This window comes from Saccharospirillum salsuginis (assembly GCF_014651855.1).
Classification (GTDB): domain Bacteria; phylum Pseudomonadota; class Gammaproteobacteria; order Pseudomonadales; family Natronospirillaceae; genus Saccharospirillum; species Saccharospirillum salsuginis.
Genome location: NZ_BMXR01000003.1, coordinates 97,418 through 114,459, shown reverse-complemented (window position 1 = coordinate 114,459; position 17,042 = coordinate 97,418). Strand labels below are relative to the sequence as shown.

The window sequence follows — 17,042 nt, the reverse complement described above, 5'->3', positions numbered from 1 at the left end:
ACAATGTCTAACAGTCGTATGGATACCATGACCCGAATCGTTCGCTGGTCGCTGCCCGTGCTGGTGCTTTCCGCCGGCATCGGGGGCGCCTTCCTGATGGTGAGCAACCCGGCCAGCAGCCTGGCCGACCCCGATGCGCCCACGCCCGACCCGCTGGCCGACGCTGCCACCGTGACCACGGTGTCGCCCCTGGCCGGTCCCCATGCCCCCCAGCTGCAACTTTATGCGCGCTATCAGAGCCGCCGGTCGATCGAGATCACCAGTCCGATCACGACCGAGGTCGACTCGGTACCGGTCCGGGTCGGAGATCGGGTGGAGGCCGGTCAGGTGCTGGTCCGGCTGGACGGCATGGAGTTGCAAAGGCAAGTCAACCAGCTGGAAGCCCGTCGCCAAGACCTTCTGGCCCGGCAGGCGCTGGAAGCCAAGCAACACGAGGCCGACCAGCAGGCCGTAGCGGTGGAGCGCAATCTGCTCGACATCGCCCGGCGCAGCGTCGAGCGACTGCGCAACCTGGCGCAGCGCAATCTCAGTTCCGCGTCCGATCTGGAAGCGGCCGAACGCACCTATCAGAACCAGTTGTTGGCGTTGCAGCAGCGCGAACTGGCGATCGCCCGGTACGAGAACGTGCAGCAGCAACTCCAGGCCCAGCTCGCGGAGCTGGACAGCCAACTGGACCAGGCCCGCGCCACTCTGGACGATGCCACAGTGACAGCCCCCTTTGCCGGACGAGTGTCGGATGTACAGGCCGAGACCGGCGGACGGGTGAGCACCGGCGCTCCGCTGTTGCGGCTGATCGACGACCGCGAGACCGAATTGCTGGCCTGGGCGGCGGCGCCGGCTCTGGATCGGGTGGCCGACCTGACCCGACTGGACGGCTACCTGGACGGCCCCGACGGATCCGTCCCGGTGACCTTGAATGGCTATGATCCGGCGGCCGACGGCGGCAGTCTGCAACTCTATTTCAAGCCGGCCGATACAGGGTCTGGCCTGGTTCTCAACCGCTACTATCGGCTCTGGCTCGATCTGCCCCGGGTTTCGGCCTGGGCCGTGCCGGATGCCAGCGTCTATTCCAACGCCTTTGTGTACCGACTGGATGATAACCGCCTGCGGCGGATACCAGTGCAGGTGATGGGTGAGCGCTATCAGGACGGGCGTCTGTGGCGACTTGTGCAGGGTGACCTGTCTGCCGACGATGCCCTGCTGGCCACGCGCCTCAAGGATGCGGCCCAGGGTCTGGCCGTCAAGGTGGCCCAACCATGATGTCCATTCTCGCCGCCTTCGCCCGGCACCGGATCGCGCCCAATGCCCTGATGTTCATCGTCATCTTTCTGGGGCTGATCGCGCTCGATCGGCTCAACACCCAGTTCCTGCCGGACTTCGAATTGAAGATCGCCACGGTGAACACCGACTGGCCCGGGGCCAGCGCCGAGGACGTGCAGCAGGGTGTCACCATTCCGCTGGAACAGTCGATTTTGCAATTGACCGAGGTCGACCGCCTGACCAGCACCACCATCGAAGGCGCCGCCTTCATGACGATTACCTTCAAGGAGTCGGTCGATGATGTCGACCAGGCCATTTCGGACGTCGAGAAGGCGATCGAACCGGTCAACCTGCCCGAAGGGGCCGATGAACCCAGCGTCCAGCAACAGACGTTTTACGAACCCGTGGCCGAGGTGCTGCTCTACGGGGATCAGTCGCTGGACGAGTTGCAGGTCTGGGCCGAGACCGCGGAAAAAAGCCTGAAAGCCGCCGGCATCGCCAAGGTGGACCTGAACGGCCTGCCGGAGCGCTCGTTAGAGGCGCGGTTGAATCTGGTCGATTACCTGTCCACCGACCAGTCCCTGTCCGCACTCGGTCAACAGCTGGCCGGCCAGAATGTGAATCGTCCCGCCGGCATCACCGGCGACCAGAGCTATCAGAGTCAGATTCGGGTCCGTAACGAGGCTCAACAAGCGGACAGCCTGGCGCGGCAGAGTCTGACTCTGGACGATCAGGTGATGCGCCTGGATCAGCTGGCCCGGGTCAGCCAGTCCCGCGCCGACGACGAGACCCGGGTTCACTATCAGGGGCTGCCGGCAGTGCGTCTGGCGCTGAGCCGGACCCAGGGCGAAGACACCCTGGCCATGGCGGAGGTCCTCAACGACTGGGTGGCGGACTTCGAGCCGACCCTGCCTTCCGGCATGCAGCTGCACATCTACAACCAGAATTACGAATTCGTGCAGTCACGGGTCAACATCATTCTCTCGAATGGCCTGGGCGGGATGCTGCTGGTACTGATTGTGTTGTTCATCTTCCTCAATCACCGCCTGGCCTGGTGGGTGGCCGCCGGCGTACCGATCTCTTTCCTGGCGACCTTTGTGTTCCTGGAACTGACCGGAAACTCGATTAATCTGATCAGCCTGTTCGGCTTTCTGGTCGCATTGGGCGTGATCGTCGACGACGCCATCGTGGTCGGCGAAAACGCCTATGCCCGCATGGAAGCGGGTGACGACCCGCAGACGGCCGCCATCGGTGCCGCCCGGCGCATGTTGCCGGCGGTACTGGCGTCCTCCATCACCACCATCGCCGCCTTTTTGCCGTTGTTGCTGGTCGGCGGTCAGGCCGGGGTCTTTACCAAGAGCGTGCCGCTGGTGGTGATCATGGCCATCGCCGCCTCCCTGATCGAATGTTTCCTGATCCTGCCCGGCCATCTGGCGCACAGCTTCGCCAAGGGGCAAAAGCGCCGTTCCAGTCGGCTGCGGCAGTGGTTCGACGGTGGTTTCGACCGGTTTCGGCAGGGGCCGTTCCGCCGTGCCGTGACTCTGGCCATGGACAATCGTGGCACCACCTTCGCGCTGGTCGTCGTAGCGCTGGTGCTGGCCGGGTCGCTGGTCGCCAGCGGCCGGGTGAAGTTCGTTTTCTTTCCCGCCATTCAGCAACCGGCCGTGCAGATGAACGCCGAGTTCGCCGAGGGCACCGACCCGGCCCGGGTCCGGGACTTTCTGGACCGGATGGAAGCGGCCCTGTTCGAGGTCGAAGCCAACAGCGGGCTCGACATCGTCGAAACCACGGTACTGGAAACCCACAAGGACGCCCTGGAAAACGGCGGCCTCTATGTGCAACTCGACGACAGCACCGAACGGCCGCTGTCCAACGCCGAGATCATAAGGCTCTGGCGGGCCAAGGTCGCCGAACCGGCCGGTCTGGTCGATCTCGAATTCGTTGAGGGTCAGCAGGGACCGTCGACCGACGGCGTCAGTGTGCGCCTGGTCAGCGAGGATCTGGGGCGGCTGCAGACGGCGGCCGGCTGGCTGAAAAACCGGCTGGCGGAGATCGGCGGACTGATCGAAATCCGCGACAACCTGCCGCTGGGCGCCGAACAGCTCGACCTGCAACTGACCCCGGACGCCAAAGCCCTGGGCCTGACGCCGGACCAGCTGGCGCGCACGCTGAGCCAGTGGGTGGACGGCTATCCGGTGCAGAGCCTGCAGGTCGATGGCGACGAGATCGACGTCACGCTGGCACTGGATCCAGCCCAGGTCGACAACTGGTTCTCGCTGTCGCAGATCCCGCTGCCGCTGCCCGACGGCCGCACCCGGCCGCTGGGCGCGTTGGCCCAGCCCACCGCCGAGCGGGCCATTCAGCAGTTGAACCGGGTCGATGGCGAACTGTCGGTCCTGGTCTCGGCCAAACTGAACGACCCGAACCTCAACCTCACCGAGGTGAATCGCCTGATCGACACCGAGATCCGATCCGAACTGCGCGAACGCTACCCCAACCTGCGACTGGACGTGGAAGGCGATCAGCAGGCCCAGAGCGACTTTTTCCGCGACGTCCAGATCGGCGCTGTGCTCGGGTTGTTGCTGATCTTCATCGCCCTGGCCTGGGTATTCGAAAGCTGGAGCTGGCCACTGGCCGTCATGTCCGCCATTCCCTTCGGGCTGACCGGGGCCATCGCCGGTCACTGGATCATGGGGCTCGAGCTCAGCGTGCTCAGCATCTATGGCCTGTTCGGGCTGTCCGGCATCGTCATCAACGACTCCATCGTCCTGGTCACCTTCTACCGGCAACTGCGCGAACAGGGCATGGCGATGAAACCGGCCGTCATTGAAGCCAGCGTTCAGCGCCTGCGCGCCGTACTGCTGACCACCCTGACCACGGTGGGCGGCCTCAGCTTCCTGTTGTTCGAAACCTCGTTCGACGCCCAGTTCCTGATTCCCATGGCCGCGGGCCTGGCCTTCGGGCTTATCTTCGCCACCGTCCTGATCCTGTTCTACGTCCCGGCGATGCTGATCACCATCGAAGGCTTGCGCCTGCGCGCACGGCACTTCAAGGACTGGCTGTTCGGTCGCGAAGTCATGCTCTAAGCCGGATTCGACCGGGCTCTGACAACAAGGGCCCGGCCGGCTATACTGGCCGGCCGTTTTCACGAACAGAGACCGAGTCATGTCCTTGCAAGCTTTTGTCGACCGCATCTACAGCGAACCCGAAGCCATCGCATTCGACGAAACCATCGCCGCCATCGACCGGCATTTCGACTTCACCCCCACCGCCTTCAGCGTCGGCGAGCAACACAATGGCGAAGGCAGCAATCTCGGTTCGTGCAAGATCCTCGCGTTCGGGCACCTGATGAACCTGCCCGAACCGACCACCCTGCACCTGTTCGGCGACTACTTTCGCGTCGACGTCCTGCAACACCCGGACGGTGACGACCATCAAAACATCCGGCAATTCCTGCGCCACGGCTGGCGCGGTGTCAGTTTCAAACAGATCCCGCTCAAGGCGAAATAAACCGCGCGGATTGGGATCGAACGCACAACCCCGGACCCGGGGCGTCGACGGTCGATCAAAAACTGACTAACCTGTCAGGCTTTGATTCGACTCAAGGAACGGCGTCCAACACGCCCGATCGTATCGCCAGGGAGACAACATGAACTCACACTCCGACCGATGGTTGGCCTACTACGAGTTGACCCGGTCTCAGCCACCGCGTCCGCACCTGATCCAGGCACTCGACCTGCTCAGCCCCGACCTGCCCAAAACCGCCATCGACATGGGCTGTGGCACCGGCCGGGACGCCATCCACCTCGCCGAACAAGGCTTCGACGTCACCGCCTTCGACGCCGAACCCACCGCCATCGCCTCGCTCACCCACAACACCCAGGTCAGGCCGAACCTCAAACCCGTCCTCGCCCACTTCCACACCTTCGACTACCACCCCGTCAGCCTGATCAACGCCAGCTCCAGCCTGTTCTTCTGCGAAGCCGAACACTTTAGCGACGTCTGGCACCGGGTCCGCCACGCCATCCACCCCGGCGGTCTCTTCTGCGGCCAAATCCTCGGTCACGACGACAGCTGGACCCGACTCGACCGCTTCCGGGGCGTCACCGTCGACTCAAACGACCTCGAGACCCTGTTCGACGGCTTCGACATCCTCCACGCCCACGAACGCGACGAGCCCGGCACCACGGCTCTGGGAAAACCCAAGCATTGGCACTACTGGACTGTGATTGCGAGAAAGGGATAGTAGGAAGGTGTTTGAAATGCGAGCGACGGACGCCCGGTAGTCTTCCAGGGGGATATCCGAGGCATGGATGCCGAGGCTAAGGCCCCATGGACGGGTTCACGCCGGCCCCCTGGGAGACTACCGGGCGGCCGGCGCGGATTCTTCGGCGATTACATCTATTAAGCCGCGATACCGGAATGCCGCAACAGCGCATCCACGCTTGGCTCCCGGCCCCGGAACCGTTTGAACAGCTCTCCCGCCGGTTCGCTGCCGCCGTTCGCCAGAATCACCTCGCGGAAATCCCGACCGGTCCGTTCGTTGAAGATGCCCTCTTCCTCGAATCGGCTGAACGCATCCGCGCTCAAGACCTCGGCCCACTTGTAGCTGTAATACCCGGCCGCGTATCCACCGCCGAAAATGTGGCCGAAGCCGTGCTGGAAACGGTTCTCCGGTACCACCGGCACCACACTGACCTCGGCCCGCACCCGATCCAGTACGTCCTGAATGTCCGTGACCATGAAACCCTCGGTCTTGCGGTGCAGCTCCATGTCGAACAACGAGAACTCCAACTGGCGGACCGTTTGCATCGCCGACTGGAAGTTCTTCGCCGCCAGCATTTTATCCAGTAACTCGCCGGGCAGCGGCTCGCCGGTGTCGACGTGACCGGAAATGAATGCCAGCGCCTCCGGTTCCCAGCACCAGTTTTCCAGGAACTGGCTGGGCAGTTCAACCGCATCCCAGGCCACACCATTGATGCCGCTGACATCGACGACATCGACCTGAGTCAACATGTGATGCAGACCGTGGCCGAATTCGTGGAACAAAGTAGTCACTTCATCGTGCGTCAGCAGTGAGGGTTTGTCGCCGACCGGTGGTGTGAAGTTGCAGGTCAGATAGGCGACCGGTTTCTGCACCTGGCCGCCCAAGCGGTGCCGCTTGCGGCATTCATCCATCCAGGCGCCGCCGCGTTTGCCCTCGCGAGCGTAGAGGTCCAGGTAGAACCGGGCCACCACCTCGCCGTTTTCCAGAACGTTGTAAAGACGCACATCCGGGTGATAGGTCTCGAATTGCTCGACCGCTTCGAAGGTGACACCGAACAGCCGGTGCACGGTTTCAAACAGGCCGTCGATGACGCGCGGTACCGGGAAGTAGGGCTTCAACTCCTCCTGCGAGAAGGCGTACCGTTTTTCCTTCAGTTTTTCGCTGGCATAGGCCACGTCCCAGGGTTGCAGGTCGTCCAGGCCCAATTCGTCCCGGGCGAAGGTTTGCAGTTCTTCGAACTCGCGTTTGGCTTGGGGGACGGCCTTGTCGGCCAGCTCGCGCAGGAAGGTCAGCACCGACTCCGGTGATTCGGCCATCTTGGTTTCGAGCGACACCTCCGCGTGGTTCTTGAACCCCAGCAGTTCCGCCGCCGCGTGACGCTTGTCGAGAATCGTGGTCATCACCGGACCGTTGTCGAAATGAGCCGCGTTCGGGCCCTGGTCCGACGCCTTGGTGATGTGAGCCATGTAGGTTTCCCGGCGGACTTCGCGATCGTCGGCATAGGTCAGCACCGGCAGGACCGACGGCATTTCCAGCGTGACCAGCCAGCCGTCCTTGTCTTTTTGCTTCGCATATTGCTGCAAGGTGGCGCGCGCGGATTCCGGCAGGCCCTTGAGGCGGTTTTCGTCGGTGATGTGCAGGCTCCAGGCCTGGGTGGCGTCGAGCAGGTGCTCGCTGAACGTCTGGCTCAGCTTCGCCAGTTCCGATTGCAGGGTGGCGAACGCCTTCTTGTCGTTGTCCGGCAGATCGACACCGGACAGGCGGAAATCGCGCAGCGCATGTTCGACGGCCGTCTTTTGCGCCGTCGACAAGCGATTGAAATCGTCTCGCGCGGCGATCGCCTTATAGGCCTGGAACAGGCCCTGATGCTGGCCGAGCCAGCTCTGGTAGTCGGTCACCAGGCCGAGAGCCTGGCCATAGGCATCTCGCAGGTCCTTGGAATCCTTGACCCCGCTGAGGTGGCTGAACACGGACCAGGCGCGATCCAGGTCCTCGTTCCAACGGTCGATCGGCTCGACAAAGGTGTCCCACGTCGGGTCGCTTGTCTTCGCCACAAGGTCATCGATGTGCTGCTTGTTGCGCTCGATGATCTCCTCGACCGCGGGCACCACATGCTCGGGTTTGAATTGCTCGAAGGGCGGCAGCTCGTGCTGCTCCAGCAGGGGATTGCTCATACCAAGGGTCCTTTTCTGAATTGGGGTGATGTCGTCAAACTGTCATCCTGCGCGCGTAGAAAGGCGCCATGTTTCAATCACTTTACCGTCTGGCCCATCGCCGCCGCCACCCTCTGGCCGCGGCGCTCGTCATTGTCACTGTCTGGATGCTGTTCGCGCAGGAAGACGCGCCATCCGATCTGGTGATCAATTGGGGGTTCGAAGGCGGGGAAACAAGCCCGGACTTCCTCGGTGTCGCCATCGACGCCGCCATGCTGACCGGCGGCGACTGGTGGAGCGGCGACAGTCATCTGCCGCGCCCGGTCGACCTGACCGATCCGGACCTGGTGCGTTGGACGCGGGTGTTGAGCCCGGACTGGGTGCGCCTGGGCGGTACCGAAGCCGATCGCCTCTGGTGGCAGGCCGACGGCGAGACCGTCGCCGAACCCAACCTGAACCGCGCCGATCTGGAGGCCTTTCTCGGCTTCGTCGACCGCCTCGACGCGCGCGCGATGATTACCGTCAGCACCGGCCCCCGGGTTCGCCGGGACGGCACCTGGCAACCCGACCAACTGCGCCGCCTGGTGAACTGGCTGCCGGACGACTTCGACGGTGTGCTCGAATTCGGCAACGAACCCGGCGCCCACTGGTTGATGTTCGGTCCGCGTCACCAATTCGGCTTCGAGCAATACACGCTTGAGTATCAGCAGGCCCGCGATATTGTCGGCGACATCCCCCTCGCCGGTCCCGCCAACGCTTTCTGGCCCGAAGTCGGCGAACCGCTGCGCGCCCTGGTCGGCACCTCGCGCACGTTTCTGGAGAGCGGGATCGAACCCGACATCTTCACCTGGCACTACTACCCCACCCAGTCCGACCGCTGCACCGTGCGAACCGAAGGCGTCGAGTGGGAATCCCTGCTCGATCTGGAGACCGTCGAAGAGTTCACCCGCCAGGCCGAGCGCGTCAAAGGCTGGATCGACCGCTATTCACTGCAAACCCGACTCTGGCTCGGCGAAACCGGCCCCGCCCAATGCGGCGGCGAAGACCGGTTCACCAACCGCTTCGGCTCCAGCCTCTGGTGGCTTACCCACCTCGGCATCGCCGCCCGAACCGGCCAGCAAACCGTCATCCGCCAAAGCCTGATGGGCGGCGACTATGCCCTGCTCGCCTACCGCCAGAATTACAGCCCCAACCCCGACTACTGGGCCCAGGTGTTCTGGCAACGCCTGATGGGCGCCAAATGGCTCACCGTCACCGGTCACAGCGGCCCGTTCCAGGCTTACGCCCACTGCCACCCGACCCGGACAGGCACCCTCACCCTGCTCACCGTCAACCTCGGCGACCGACCGGCCAGCCTCAGCCTGCCGGCACCAGAACCGCTGGAAAGCGTCACCGTCACGAGCCTTGCCCTCGACAGCCGTTTAGTCCAGATCGAAGGCCACCTGCCCGAAACACTGGATTGGGAGCAAAAGAACCCACTGCCCTGGCGAAATATCGATCCCCAAACCACCCAGCCACCGCACAGCTACCGGTTTACTCTCTTCCCCGACCACACCTACTGCCGCTGAGTTCAAATTTGAATGTAGGGCAGAAGAGCGACAGCGTTATCTGCCGTTCTCAACTGAAGCCTTTGGGCTAACCGATGCCACAATTATCGAATATGGCTGACTGCCAGTTCCTTATCAAAACAAAGGTATGAATCCGATATCGGCGTTTTTTCCAGTGCCACCGTATCCTCCCCACGGCAGATAACGCTGTCGCTCTTCTGCCCTACAAATTCCATCACCGCAAAATCCGGGGTCTTGGTGTATGGCGGCGTAACTCCAAGCACCCGGTGGCGGGTTATGGTCTCCGGGGAAGTGGGCAGCATGGATGCTGCCGTCTAGCCCCCATGGACGGGTTCACGGCGACCCCGGACGGCCATACCCCGCCACCGGGTGCGAACCAGTGCCACAGCAGCCTAAGCAACCACTGTAGCCAACCCACCCCAAACCCTTATACTGTCCGGCCACATTCATCGTTCCAAATAAGGCTTTCATTCCATGAGACCCAGTGGCCGTACCCCGGACCAACTCCGCCCCGTGACCATCCAACGCCGCTTCACCAAACACGCCGAAGGCTCCGTGCTGGTGAGCTTCGGCGACACCCAGGTCATCGTGACCGCCAGCGTCGAAGCCAGCGTACCGCGCTTCCTCAAGGGTCAGGGCCAGGGCTGGGTCACCGCCGAATACGGCATGCTGCCGCGCGCCACCGGCTCCCGGAACCAGCGCGAAGCCGCACGCGGCAAACAGGGCGGGCGCACCGTCGAGATCGGTCGGCTGATCGGTCGCTCCCTGCGCGCCGCCATCGACATGAAAGCCCTCGGCGAACACTCCATCACCCTCGACTGCGACGTCATCCAGGCCGATGGCGGTACCCGCACCGCCTCCATCACCGGCGCCTACGTCGCCCTGGCCGATGCCATCCAGCACATGCTGGACGCCAAAATGATCAAACAGAACCCGATCAAGCACGCCGTCGCTGCTGTCTCTGTCGGTGTCTGGAACGACACCCCGGTCCTCGACCTCGACTACGCCGAAGACAGCACCGCCGAGACCGATCTCAACGTCGTTATGGCCGACAACGGCGGCTTCATCGAGATCCAGGGCACGGCCGAAGGCGAACCGTTTCAGCCGAAGGAACTGACCGCCATGCTGGACCTCGCGTCCAAGGGCGTCGCCGAGCTGTGCGAGATCCAGAAAGCCGTGCTCAACGAAGAGGCCTGATGCCATGACCTACAGCATGACCGCCTTCGCCCGGCGCGAAACCGAGATCGAGGCCGGCACCCTGTCGGTCGAAGTGCGCTCCGTGAACCACCGCTACCTGGAGCCCAGCTTTCGACTGCCGGATACCCTGAAACCGGTCGAGATGTCGCTGCGCGAACGCCTGAAAAAACAGGTGAAACGAGGCAAGGTGGACGTGCAAATGCGGTTTTACCTGGCTCAGACCGAAGCCGGTCTCGACGTCAACCTGGACCGGCTGCAAGCCCTGGGCGGTGCGCTCGACAAGGTACGCCAGACCATCCTGGACAGCGCCGCGCCCAACGCCCTCGACCTGTTGCAATGGCCCGGCGTACTCGCCGAGGCCAATGTCGATATGGACCAGGTCTTTGCCGAGTCCAAGAGCCTGTTCGACACCGCCTTGAAGGACTTTCTCGCCCACCGTCAGCGCGAAGGCGAAGAGCTGGCGGCAGCACTGCGGGAGCGCCTGGACGGCATCGAAACCATCGTCGCCGAGGTGCGCAAGGAAGTCCCCGAATGGGTCGAAACCTTCCGCGACAACCTGCGCGCCAAGGCGCAACAACTCAGTGTCGACCTCGAACCGGAGCGCCTGGAACAGGAAGTCGTCCTACTTGCCCAGAAGGCCGACGTCGCCGAAGAACTCGACCGTCTCGACACTCACTGCCAGGAAGTCCGCCATATCCTCAAGGCCAAGGGCGCCGTCGGCCGCCGACTCGATTTCCTGATGCAGGAATTCACCCGCGAGGCAAACACCCTGGGTTCCAAGGCCACCAACAGCCGGGTGACCCAGGCGTCGGTGGATTTGAAAGTGTTGATCGAGCAGATGCGCGAGCAGGTGCAGAACATCGAGTAACACCGGGATAAGGCGGAACCCTCATGGCCACTCCCAAAAGCCTGGTTTACCACCTCCACAAACACTGGGACATCGTCGAAACCCTGGCGCGCGCCTCGCGCGATATTCCGGCATTCGAGGAAAGTCAGGTGCTGGCGACCATCGGCAAACACGGCTCCCCGGGCGAAAGCGATGATCCGGGAGCTGTTTTGCGCTCCCTGTGCAACGCCGACGTTCTGCAATGGCTGACCCGATCCAACAGCCTGCAAGTGAATCCGCTGGTGCTGGATTTTGTGCGTGGCCTGACCCGGGAACACGAGTTGGGGCTGTCGTCCGTGTTGAAAGCCCGGGTCGAGGCCATCCGCGACGCGACCCGGCAACTCAGCGACGGTCTGGCCGACCACGATCACGATGCCTTGCGCAGAGGCGCGGCCCGTCTGTCGGACCTGTTTCGCCAGATCGCTCAGCAGTTGGATCAGGATCGGCACGCCATTCTGGAACTGGCCGAGAACGCCAAGTCGACCGATGCCTCCATGCCCATTGAGCGTCGCTACAAGGCGGTACTGGAAGCCTACGACCAGTACGTCGAACCGATGAACGAGATGATGGACAGTGGGCTGGATGGCACATTTTATCCCTACCTCGAGGCGGCCGAACAAGCACTGGATAAAGCGAGCGAGGCGCTGTCGGTGCAAGGCGCCCTGTACACGCATCGTCTGCAGCTTCGCCAGGTCGCCTACCAGGCCAAGGAACTGCGTCGGCTGGGTCGCATCGTGGCGCAGCAGTGTGCCGATACTTTGTTGCCGTTGCGCGAAGAGGCTCGTCAACACAACGAACTGTCCGCAGCGATCAGCCATGTCCTCGGGCGGGTGCGCAAGCAGGGGTTGCGACGCGGGCTGAGTGCCAAGGGTGTCAGGGGTCGGCTGCCGCGCTGGAAAGTGGAACGCGGCCGCAAACTGGGTGTGGACGATGAAGTGCTGTCGATCATGGCCGAAGCCCGGTCGTTCACACCGGAAGTGGCCGCTTTCCCCGAGGAAGTGGCGGCCGATCCGGCCGACATGGCCGAATGGGTGGACGAAGAGGCCTTGAAGAAGGCGCTGTTGGACGCGCTTCCAGTCCAGGACCTGATGGCGTGGCTGTGTCAGCATTACGGCCACCTGCCGGATCCCGTCGTGTTACGTCTGTACCACGATCTGGTGCGAGATCCGACCTGGCAATCCAGGCTGCGTGACGACGCCACCGAAACCGAATTGAAAACTGTGCGGGTTCATTACCATCCACATCGTCTGGAACCTCAATGAGCGACCATCGAATCGATCTTGCCCAACTGCCGTCCCTGGCCGACCTGTTTCGGTTGTTCAACAACGGCAAACACCTGAACCGTCAAGCCGAACCGGCGCTCTGGGCGGAGCTGGAACGCGAGCAGACCGCGTATCAGGCGATATTCGAGGCGCTTGGCTACGACCTGCGCATCGACGGGCGCGGCTTCGCCTGGTTCCACACCGATGAGGCCACCAGCGCGACCAACAAAGCCACACGCCAGTTAGCGCTGCTGTTTATGGTCCTGTTCGACACCCAGGCCGACGCCGGCAAACCCCTGATGCGATTCGGCGACTGGGTGATCGACTCCAGCCTGTTGAAAACCGTGCACGAACAACACCAGGAATTGCTCGTGGCCGAAGGCATCGAACCGGACGGGCTGGTCGCCTTGTTCGAGACCGCGCAGCGTTTTGGATTCGCCCTGGCCTACAATGGCCATTGGCGGTTACTTCCCGCCGTCTGTCGCTACCTCGACCATTACGAGGAACTGGCGAACGTCGCTAAAACCGAGGAGGTCGTGCTGGAGGAGAACGACGACGAGGGAGAACAACCGCTATGATGACCTTTGGCTTTCAGCGATTGGTGTTGCTGGGCAGCGCCGGCTACCAACGCGCCGAACTCCCGCTGGACGACTCGGTGTCCCTGATCGCGCCGAACAACACCGGCAAGACCAGCTTAATAAACGCGCTGCAATTCCTGTTGATCATCGACCGGCGTCGCATGGACTTCGGCGCCCACGACTTCGACAAGACCCGGCGCTTCTACTTTCCCAACAACAGCGCCTATATTTTACTTGAGGCCAGCCTGCCGCAAAGCGGCACCGTCGTACTGGGCTGTGTCGGCAAAGGCGTCGGTCATGATTACGACTATTTCGCTTACCAGGGGCCTCTGGATGTCGAGGACTATCGGCTGGCGGATGGCTCGCTGGTCGCGCAACCCAAACTGGCGACCCATCTGGCCGAACGCGGCAAATCGATGTTCCGTTACAACGCCAGTGAATTCGCCGAACTGTTGTACGGCGGACGCAAATCCCGATCCGGGCATGAACCCGACTTCACCGTGTTCCGGCTGGAAAACGCCTCCGATGCCCAGGCGTTTCGGCGCGTACTGACCCGGACACTGAGGCTGGACAAGCTGAATTCCGGCGATGTGAAAAACTACCTGTTGCAGATCTTCAAGCGCGACCTGCCCGATGCCAGCATCGACTTCAAACAGGAGTGGGACAAGGCGTTCGCCGAGGTGAATGCCGAACGGGCCCAGTACCAGGCCGCCGTCGCCATGAAAGACCGCATCGGGAAACTGGAGCAAGCCTATGAACAACGTCTGACTCTGCGCGGTAAATTGATCGATTGGCGGCCGCGCATCGAACAGGGACTGGTCGACTGGCAAGCCTACTACGAACAGCGCGTGGCCGAACTCGATGAAGGCCTGACCCGCCTGCGCGAGGACGAACGCCGCCTGGTCCAGCGCGACCGGGAACTGACCGAACGTAAACTGCGGCTGGAACAGGAACAACAATCGCTGCACACCACACAAGCGCGGGAAGCCGAACTGGCGCGACGATTCGAGCTGGTGCCGGACCGGACCCATCTCGAGGCACAACAAATGGATGCCAAGCGCGCCTACGAGGACCAGATCGCCCTGGTCAGTCAGGCCGGGGCCCGCAGTGTGTCGTCCATTCGTCGCGAGTTAGCGCGCAATCGGACGGATCATGCCCAGATCGAACAGGAACTGGCCAATCTGAGTGACAACCTGTTTCGCCGGCTGAGCGAGTCTTTGTCTCAGGAAGAGCTGGACCGTCTGAACCGGGCCTTCAATCGCTCCGCTCTGACGTTGGGGCCGACTGGGTTCGAGCTGGACCCCGCCGAATTGAAACGCTGGCTGTCGGGTAACCTACCGGACCAACTGCGCTGGCCGGGGCTGACGCTCGACCTGAGTCAACTGACCGCTCAACACGCTCAGCACTCCGAGACCGAGTTGCGTGAACGGCTGGAAGAGTTGGCGCTGCAACAGGCTGCCCTGGAGGAACAACTGACGGCCGCAGAAGCGATGGATGCCGCACGGGCCAAGAAGGACCGTTTGGAAGAGGAGTTGCGACGCATCGAACGGGATATCGCCGAATTTGACGAGTGGCAGTCCTTGACGGCGGAGGCGCCACAGCGCCGCGAGAAGCTGGATGAACTGCAACGGGAACTGGACGATATCCGGGAGGCCCAGGCCCGTTCCGAGGAAACGGCCGATCGCCTGCGCGCCGAAATTCGAGCCGTGGCTGACGACCGCGCCACCCTCGACGCGCGTCATAAAGCCATCGACCGGATTCGCCATCAGCGGGGCGACGAAGCGGAACAATTCGGCTATCTGGATCAACTCGACCATCACCCCTGGCTGGGCGAACCGGACTGGACCCTGGACGAACTGGCCGATCGTCTGCAGCGGTATCAGCGGGATTGCCGCGAACTGCTGGACCTCGATCGTGACCTGCACCGGATACTGGCCGAGTTGCACGCCGGCGGGCTCACCAAATATCAATACAGCGACGATCACGACAGCGAGCTGAAGCGCATCATCGAATTCAGCCATCACCTGCCGCGCGAAGCCGAAGCGCTGGAGAAAAAAGCGCGCAGCGCTGTGGTGAATGTCACCGCCAGCCTGCGTGAATTGCGCGATGGACTCTATGCGTTCAAAAGCCGCATGCGGGAATTCAACCGTCTTATCGGACACCGTCAACTGTCGGACCTGAAAACCTTCAAGATCGAGCCCGAAGACGAAACCCATCTGGTCGAAGCCATCCATACCCTGATCGACACCGCCGCCCAGGTCGACAGCGGCGACACCTTCGAACTGTTCAACCACGGCAGCGTGCTGGACGACGCCCAACTGGACCGCGCCAAACAAATCCTGATCGACGAAGGCAACGCCCGGCAGGGCTTGAAGGTCGCCGACCTGTTCCGCCTGGTGTTCATCGTCGGCAAGACCGACCAGGCGCCTGAATCCTTCGACGACATCGACAGCGCCGCGTCAAACGGCACCGTCCTGATGGCCAAGCTGGTCACCGGCCTCGCCATGCTGTATCTGATGCAGGACCAGCGCCACCCGGTGCGCGCCATCTGTTACCTGGACGAAGCCCTGGCGCTGGACGCACGCAACCAGAAAAGCCTGATCGACACGGCCAGTGAATTCGGGTTCGCGCTGATCTTCGCCTCCCCGGCGCCGCTGACCACGGCGCGCTACTGCGTGCCCATTCGTCACCATAAAGGGCGCAACCACATCAGTCGGCAAAGCTGGCAGATTCTGGAACGCCTGGACGAGGCCCCGGCATGAGCCGGCCCTTACGCGCCGCACTGGATAAATTGCGCGCGGCCGAACAAGGCCGCCTGCCCGGGTCGGCATTGAGCAAGGCCCAGAAAACCACCTTGGATGATTTCGCGCGCCAAACCGGCGCCGTTCGCCGCGAACCGGCCGGTCGCGGCGTTATCTACCACATCGTGCAGCCGACCATCGTCGAGCACCACTGGCGTCGGCTCAGCCCGGTCGAGGCCGATGATTTGGATGCCGCTCTGCCCGACCGGGCCACCAACATCGGTACCCGACGCGACAGCAAAGGCGCCCGCCACGGCCATGCCATTCAATACCTTCTGCTCAAGGCCGGTGGAGGATATCCCATCTGGCATGACGACCAAGGCCACCGACTGGACCTGCGGCAGGCCACCGATGCTCAGGGCGCAGCGGCGCTGGCCATCTCGGCCGACAATCGATGGTCGACCGAAGGCGACCTCTGGCTGATCGAAAACCAGGCGCTGTTTGACCGACTCGACTGGCTTCCGGAATCAACCCAGGCAAGCGCTCTGTACTACGGTGGCCATCTCAGCGGGCTCCTGCTCGACTGGCTGGCCGAACAACCGCGCGCCGACCGGATCTGGTTCTTCCCGGATTACGACGGGGTTGGCTTAGGCAACTATGCCCGGGCGCGGGCAAGGCTGGGTGATCGCGTATCACTTTGGTTGATGCCTAACTGGTCCACCAAATTGGCGCACTACGGGAATTCAGACCGTTGGATGTCTTCCCGGGAGCATTTCAATTCGGCCCGCCGCGCATTGAGCGAGCTCGACGAAGCCGATCCTGCCCTGGCCTTAATGGATGCCATGGCTGAGAAGGGATTGGGGTTGGAGCAGGAAGCGGTTTGGTTACCAGAGCCGGAGTGAGACATTCAATTACGCTCTATCCAGAAACAATCTCATCAAAGCGGTATTGATGTAATAATTGCTGCGCCCGATGCGAGCTTTATCCAGAAAATTCAGATCTACGAGCTGGTCCAGATATTTGGCGGCGGTAATGCGTGAAACCTTAAGATCGTCCACCACGAATTCCATCTTTCTATAGGGATGGTTACTGCGGTCCCTTTCAGCTCAGCAAGATAACGGTGAGCTTCG

The 17,042-nt window shown here is 62.5% G+C and carries 12 protein-coding genes and 1 pseudogene; 11 read left to right on the top strand and 2 right to left on the bottom strand.

All coding sequences use genetic code 11. The features are described from left to right. The first annotated feature begins 27 nt into the window (after positions 1 to 27). The 4 genes from IE111_RS06700 (at position 28) to IE111_RS06685 (ending at position 5,506) form a co-directional block, all read left to right on the top strand. Positions 28 to 1,260 (top strand): efflux RND transporter periplasmic adaptor subunit, encoded by a 1,233-nt coding sequence (locus IE111_RS06700; protein ID WP_189607749.1) that lies wholly within the window; start codon positions 28 to 30, stop codon positions 1,258 to 1,260. Beyond that, positions 1,257 to 4,346, top strand: coding sequence for an efflux RND transporter permease subunit (locus IE111_RS06695; RefSeq protein ID WP_189607748.1), 3,090 nt, complete (start codon positions 1,257 to 1,259; stop codon positions 4,344 to 4,346). Before IE111_RS06700 ends, IE111_RS06695 begins: the two co-directional genes overlap by 4 nt. A 79-nt stretch (positions 4,347 to 4,425) precedes the next feature. After that, positions 4,426 to 4,770 (top strand): HopJ type III effector protein, encoded by a 345-nt coding sequence (locus IE111_RS06690; RefSeq protein WP_189607747.1) that lies wholly within the window; start codon positions 4,426 to 4,428, stop codon positions 4,768 to 4,770. Positions 4,771 to 4,909: 139 nt separating this feature from the next. Then, positions 4,910 to 5,506: a class I SAM-dependent methyltransferase gene (locus IE111_RS06685; protein ID WP_189607746.1), complete on the top strand. Its 597-nt coding sequence runs from the start codon at positions 4,910 to 4,912 to the stop codon at positions 5,504 to 5,506. A 158-nt stretch (positions 5,507 to 5,664) separates the two neighbouring features. Here IE111_RS06685 and prlC read toward each other — a convergent pair whose 3' ends face one another. Beyond that, positions 5,665 to 7,701, bottom strand: a complete 2,037-nt coding sequence (gene prlC, locus IE111_RS06680) for an oligopeptidase A (protein ID WP_189607745.1) — start codon at positions 7,699 to 7,701, stop codon at positions 5,665 to 5,667. Between the two features lie 68 nt (positions 7,702 to 7,769). Between prlC and IE111_RS06675 the strand changes: the two genes are divergently transcribed. The 7 genes from IE111_RS06675 to IE111_RS06645 all read left to right on the top strand — a co-directional run bounded on the left by IE111_RS06675 (position 7,770) and on the right by IE111_RS06645 (position 16,814). Then, positions 7,770 to 9,248 carry a hypothetical protein gene (locus IE111_RS06675; RefSeq protein ID WP_189607744.1) on the top strand — a complete coding sequence of 493 codons (1,479 nt, stop codon included), beginning with the start codon at positions 7,770 to 7,772 and terminating at the stop codon, positions 9,246 to 9,248. A 474-nt stretch (positions 9,249 to 9,722) separates the two neighbouring features. Beyond that, positions 9,723 to 10,445 (top strand): ribonuclease PH, encoded by a 723-nt coding sequence (gene rph, locus IE111_RS06670; RefSeq protein ID WP_189607743.1) that lies wholly within the window; start codon positions 9,723 to 9,725, stop codon positions 10,443 to 10,445. Positions 10,446 to 10,449: 4 nt separating this feature from the next. Then, positions 10,450 to 11,313 carry a YicC/YloC family endoribonuclease gene (locus IE111_RS06665; RefSeq protein ID WP_189607742.1) on the top strand — a complete coding sequence of 288 codons (864 nt, stop codon included), beginning with the start codon at positions 10,450 to 10,452 and terminating at the stop codon, positions 11,311 to 11,313. 23 nt (positions 11,314 to 11,336) lie between these two features. Beyond that, positions 11,337 to 12,593: an MksB family condensin complex protein gene (locus tag IE111_RS06660; RefSeq protein WP_189607741.1), complete on the top strand. Its 1,257-nt coding sequence runs from the start codon at positions 11,337 to 11,339 to the stop codon at positions 12,591 to 12,593. Then, positions 12,590 to 13,171, top strand: coding sequence for a condensin complex protein MksE (locus IE111_RS06655; protein ID WP_189607740.1), 582 nt, complete (start codon positions 12,590 to 12,592; stop codon positions 13,169 to 13,171). Before IE111_RS06660 ends, IE111_RS06655 begins: the two co-directional genes overlap by 4 nt. Next, positions 13,168 to 15,933: an Mks condensin complex protein MksF gene (locus IE111_RS06650; protein WP_229805269.1), complete on the top strand. Its 2,766-nt coding sequence runs from the start codon at positions 13,168 to 13,170 to the stop codon at positions 15,931 to 15,933. The genes IE111_RS06655 and IE111_RS06650 overlap by 4 nt, the downstream gene beginning before the upstream one ends. Beyond that, positions 15,930 to 16,814 carry a DUF7281 domain-containing protein gene (locus tag IE111_RS06645; protein ID WP_189607739.1) on the top strand — a complete coding sequence of 295 codons (885 nt, stop codon included), beginning with the start codon at positions 15,930 to 15,932 and terminating at the stop codon, positions 16,812 to 16,814. Before IE111_RS06650 ends, IE111_RS06645 begins: the two co-directional genes overlap by 4 nt. Positions 16,815 to 16,823: 9 nt before the next feature. Here the strand turns inward: IE111_RS06645 and IE111_RS24785 are convergent. Beyond that, positions 16,824 to 16,988 (bottom strand): annotated as a pseudogene (locus IE111_RS24785) (Fic family protein); the annotation flags it as partial. Positions 16,989 to 17,042: the final 54 nt, after the last annotated feature.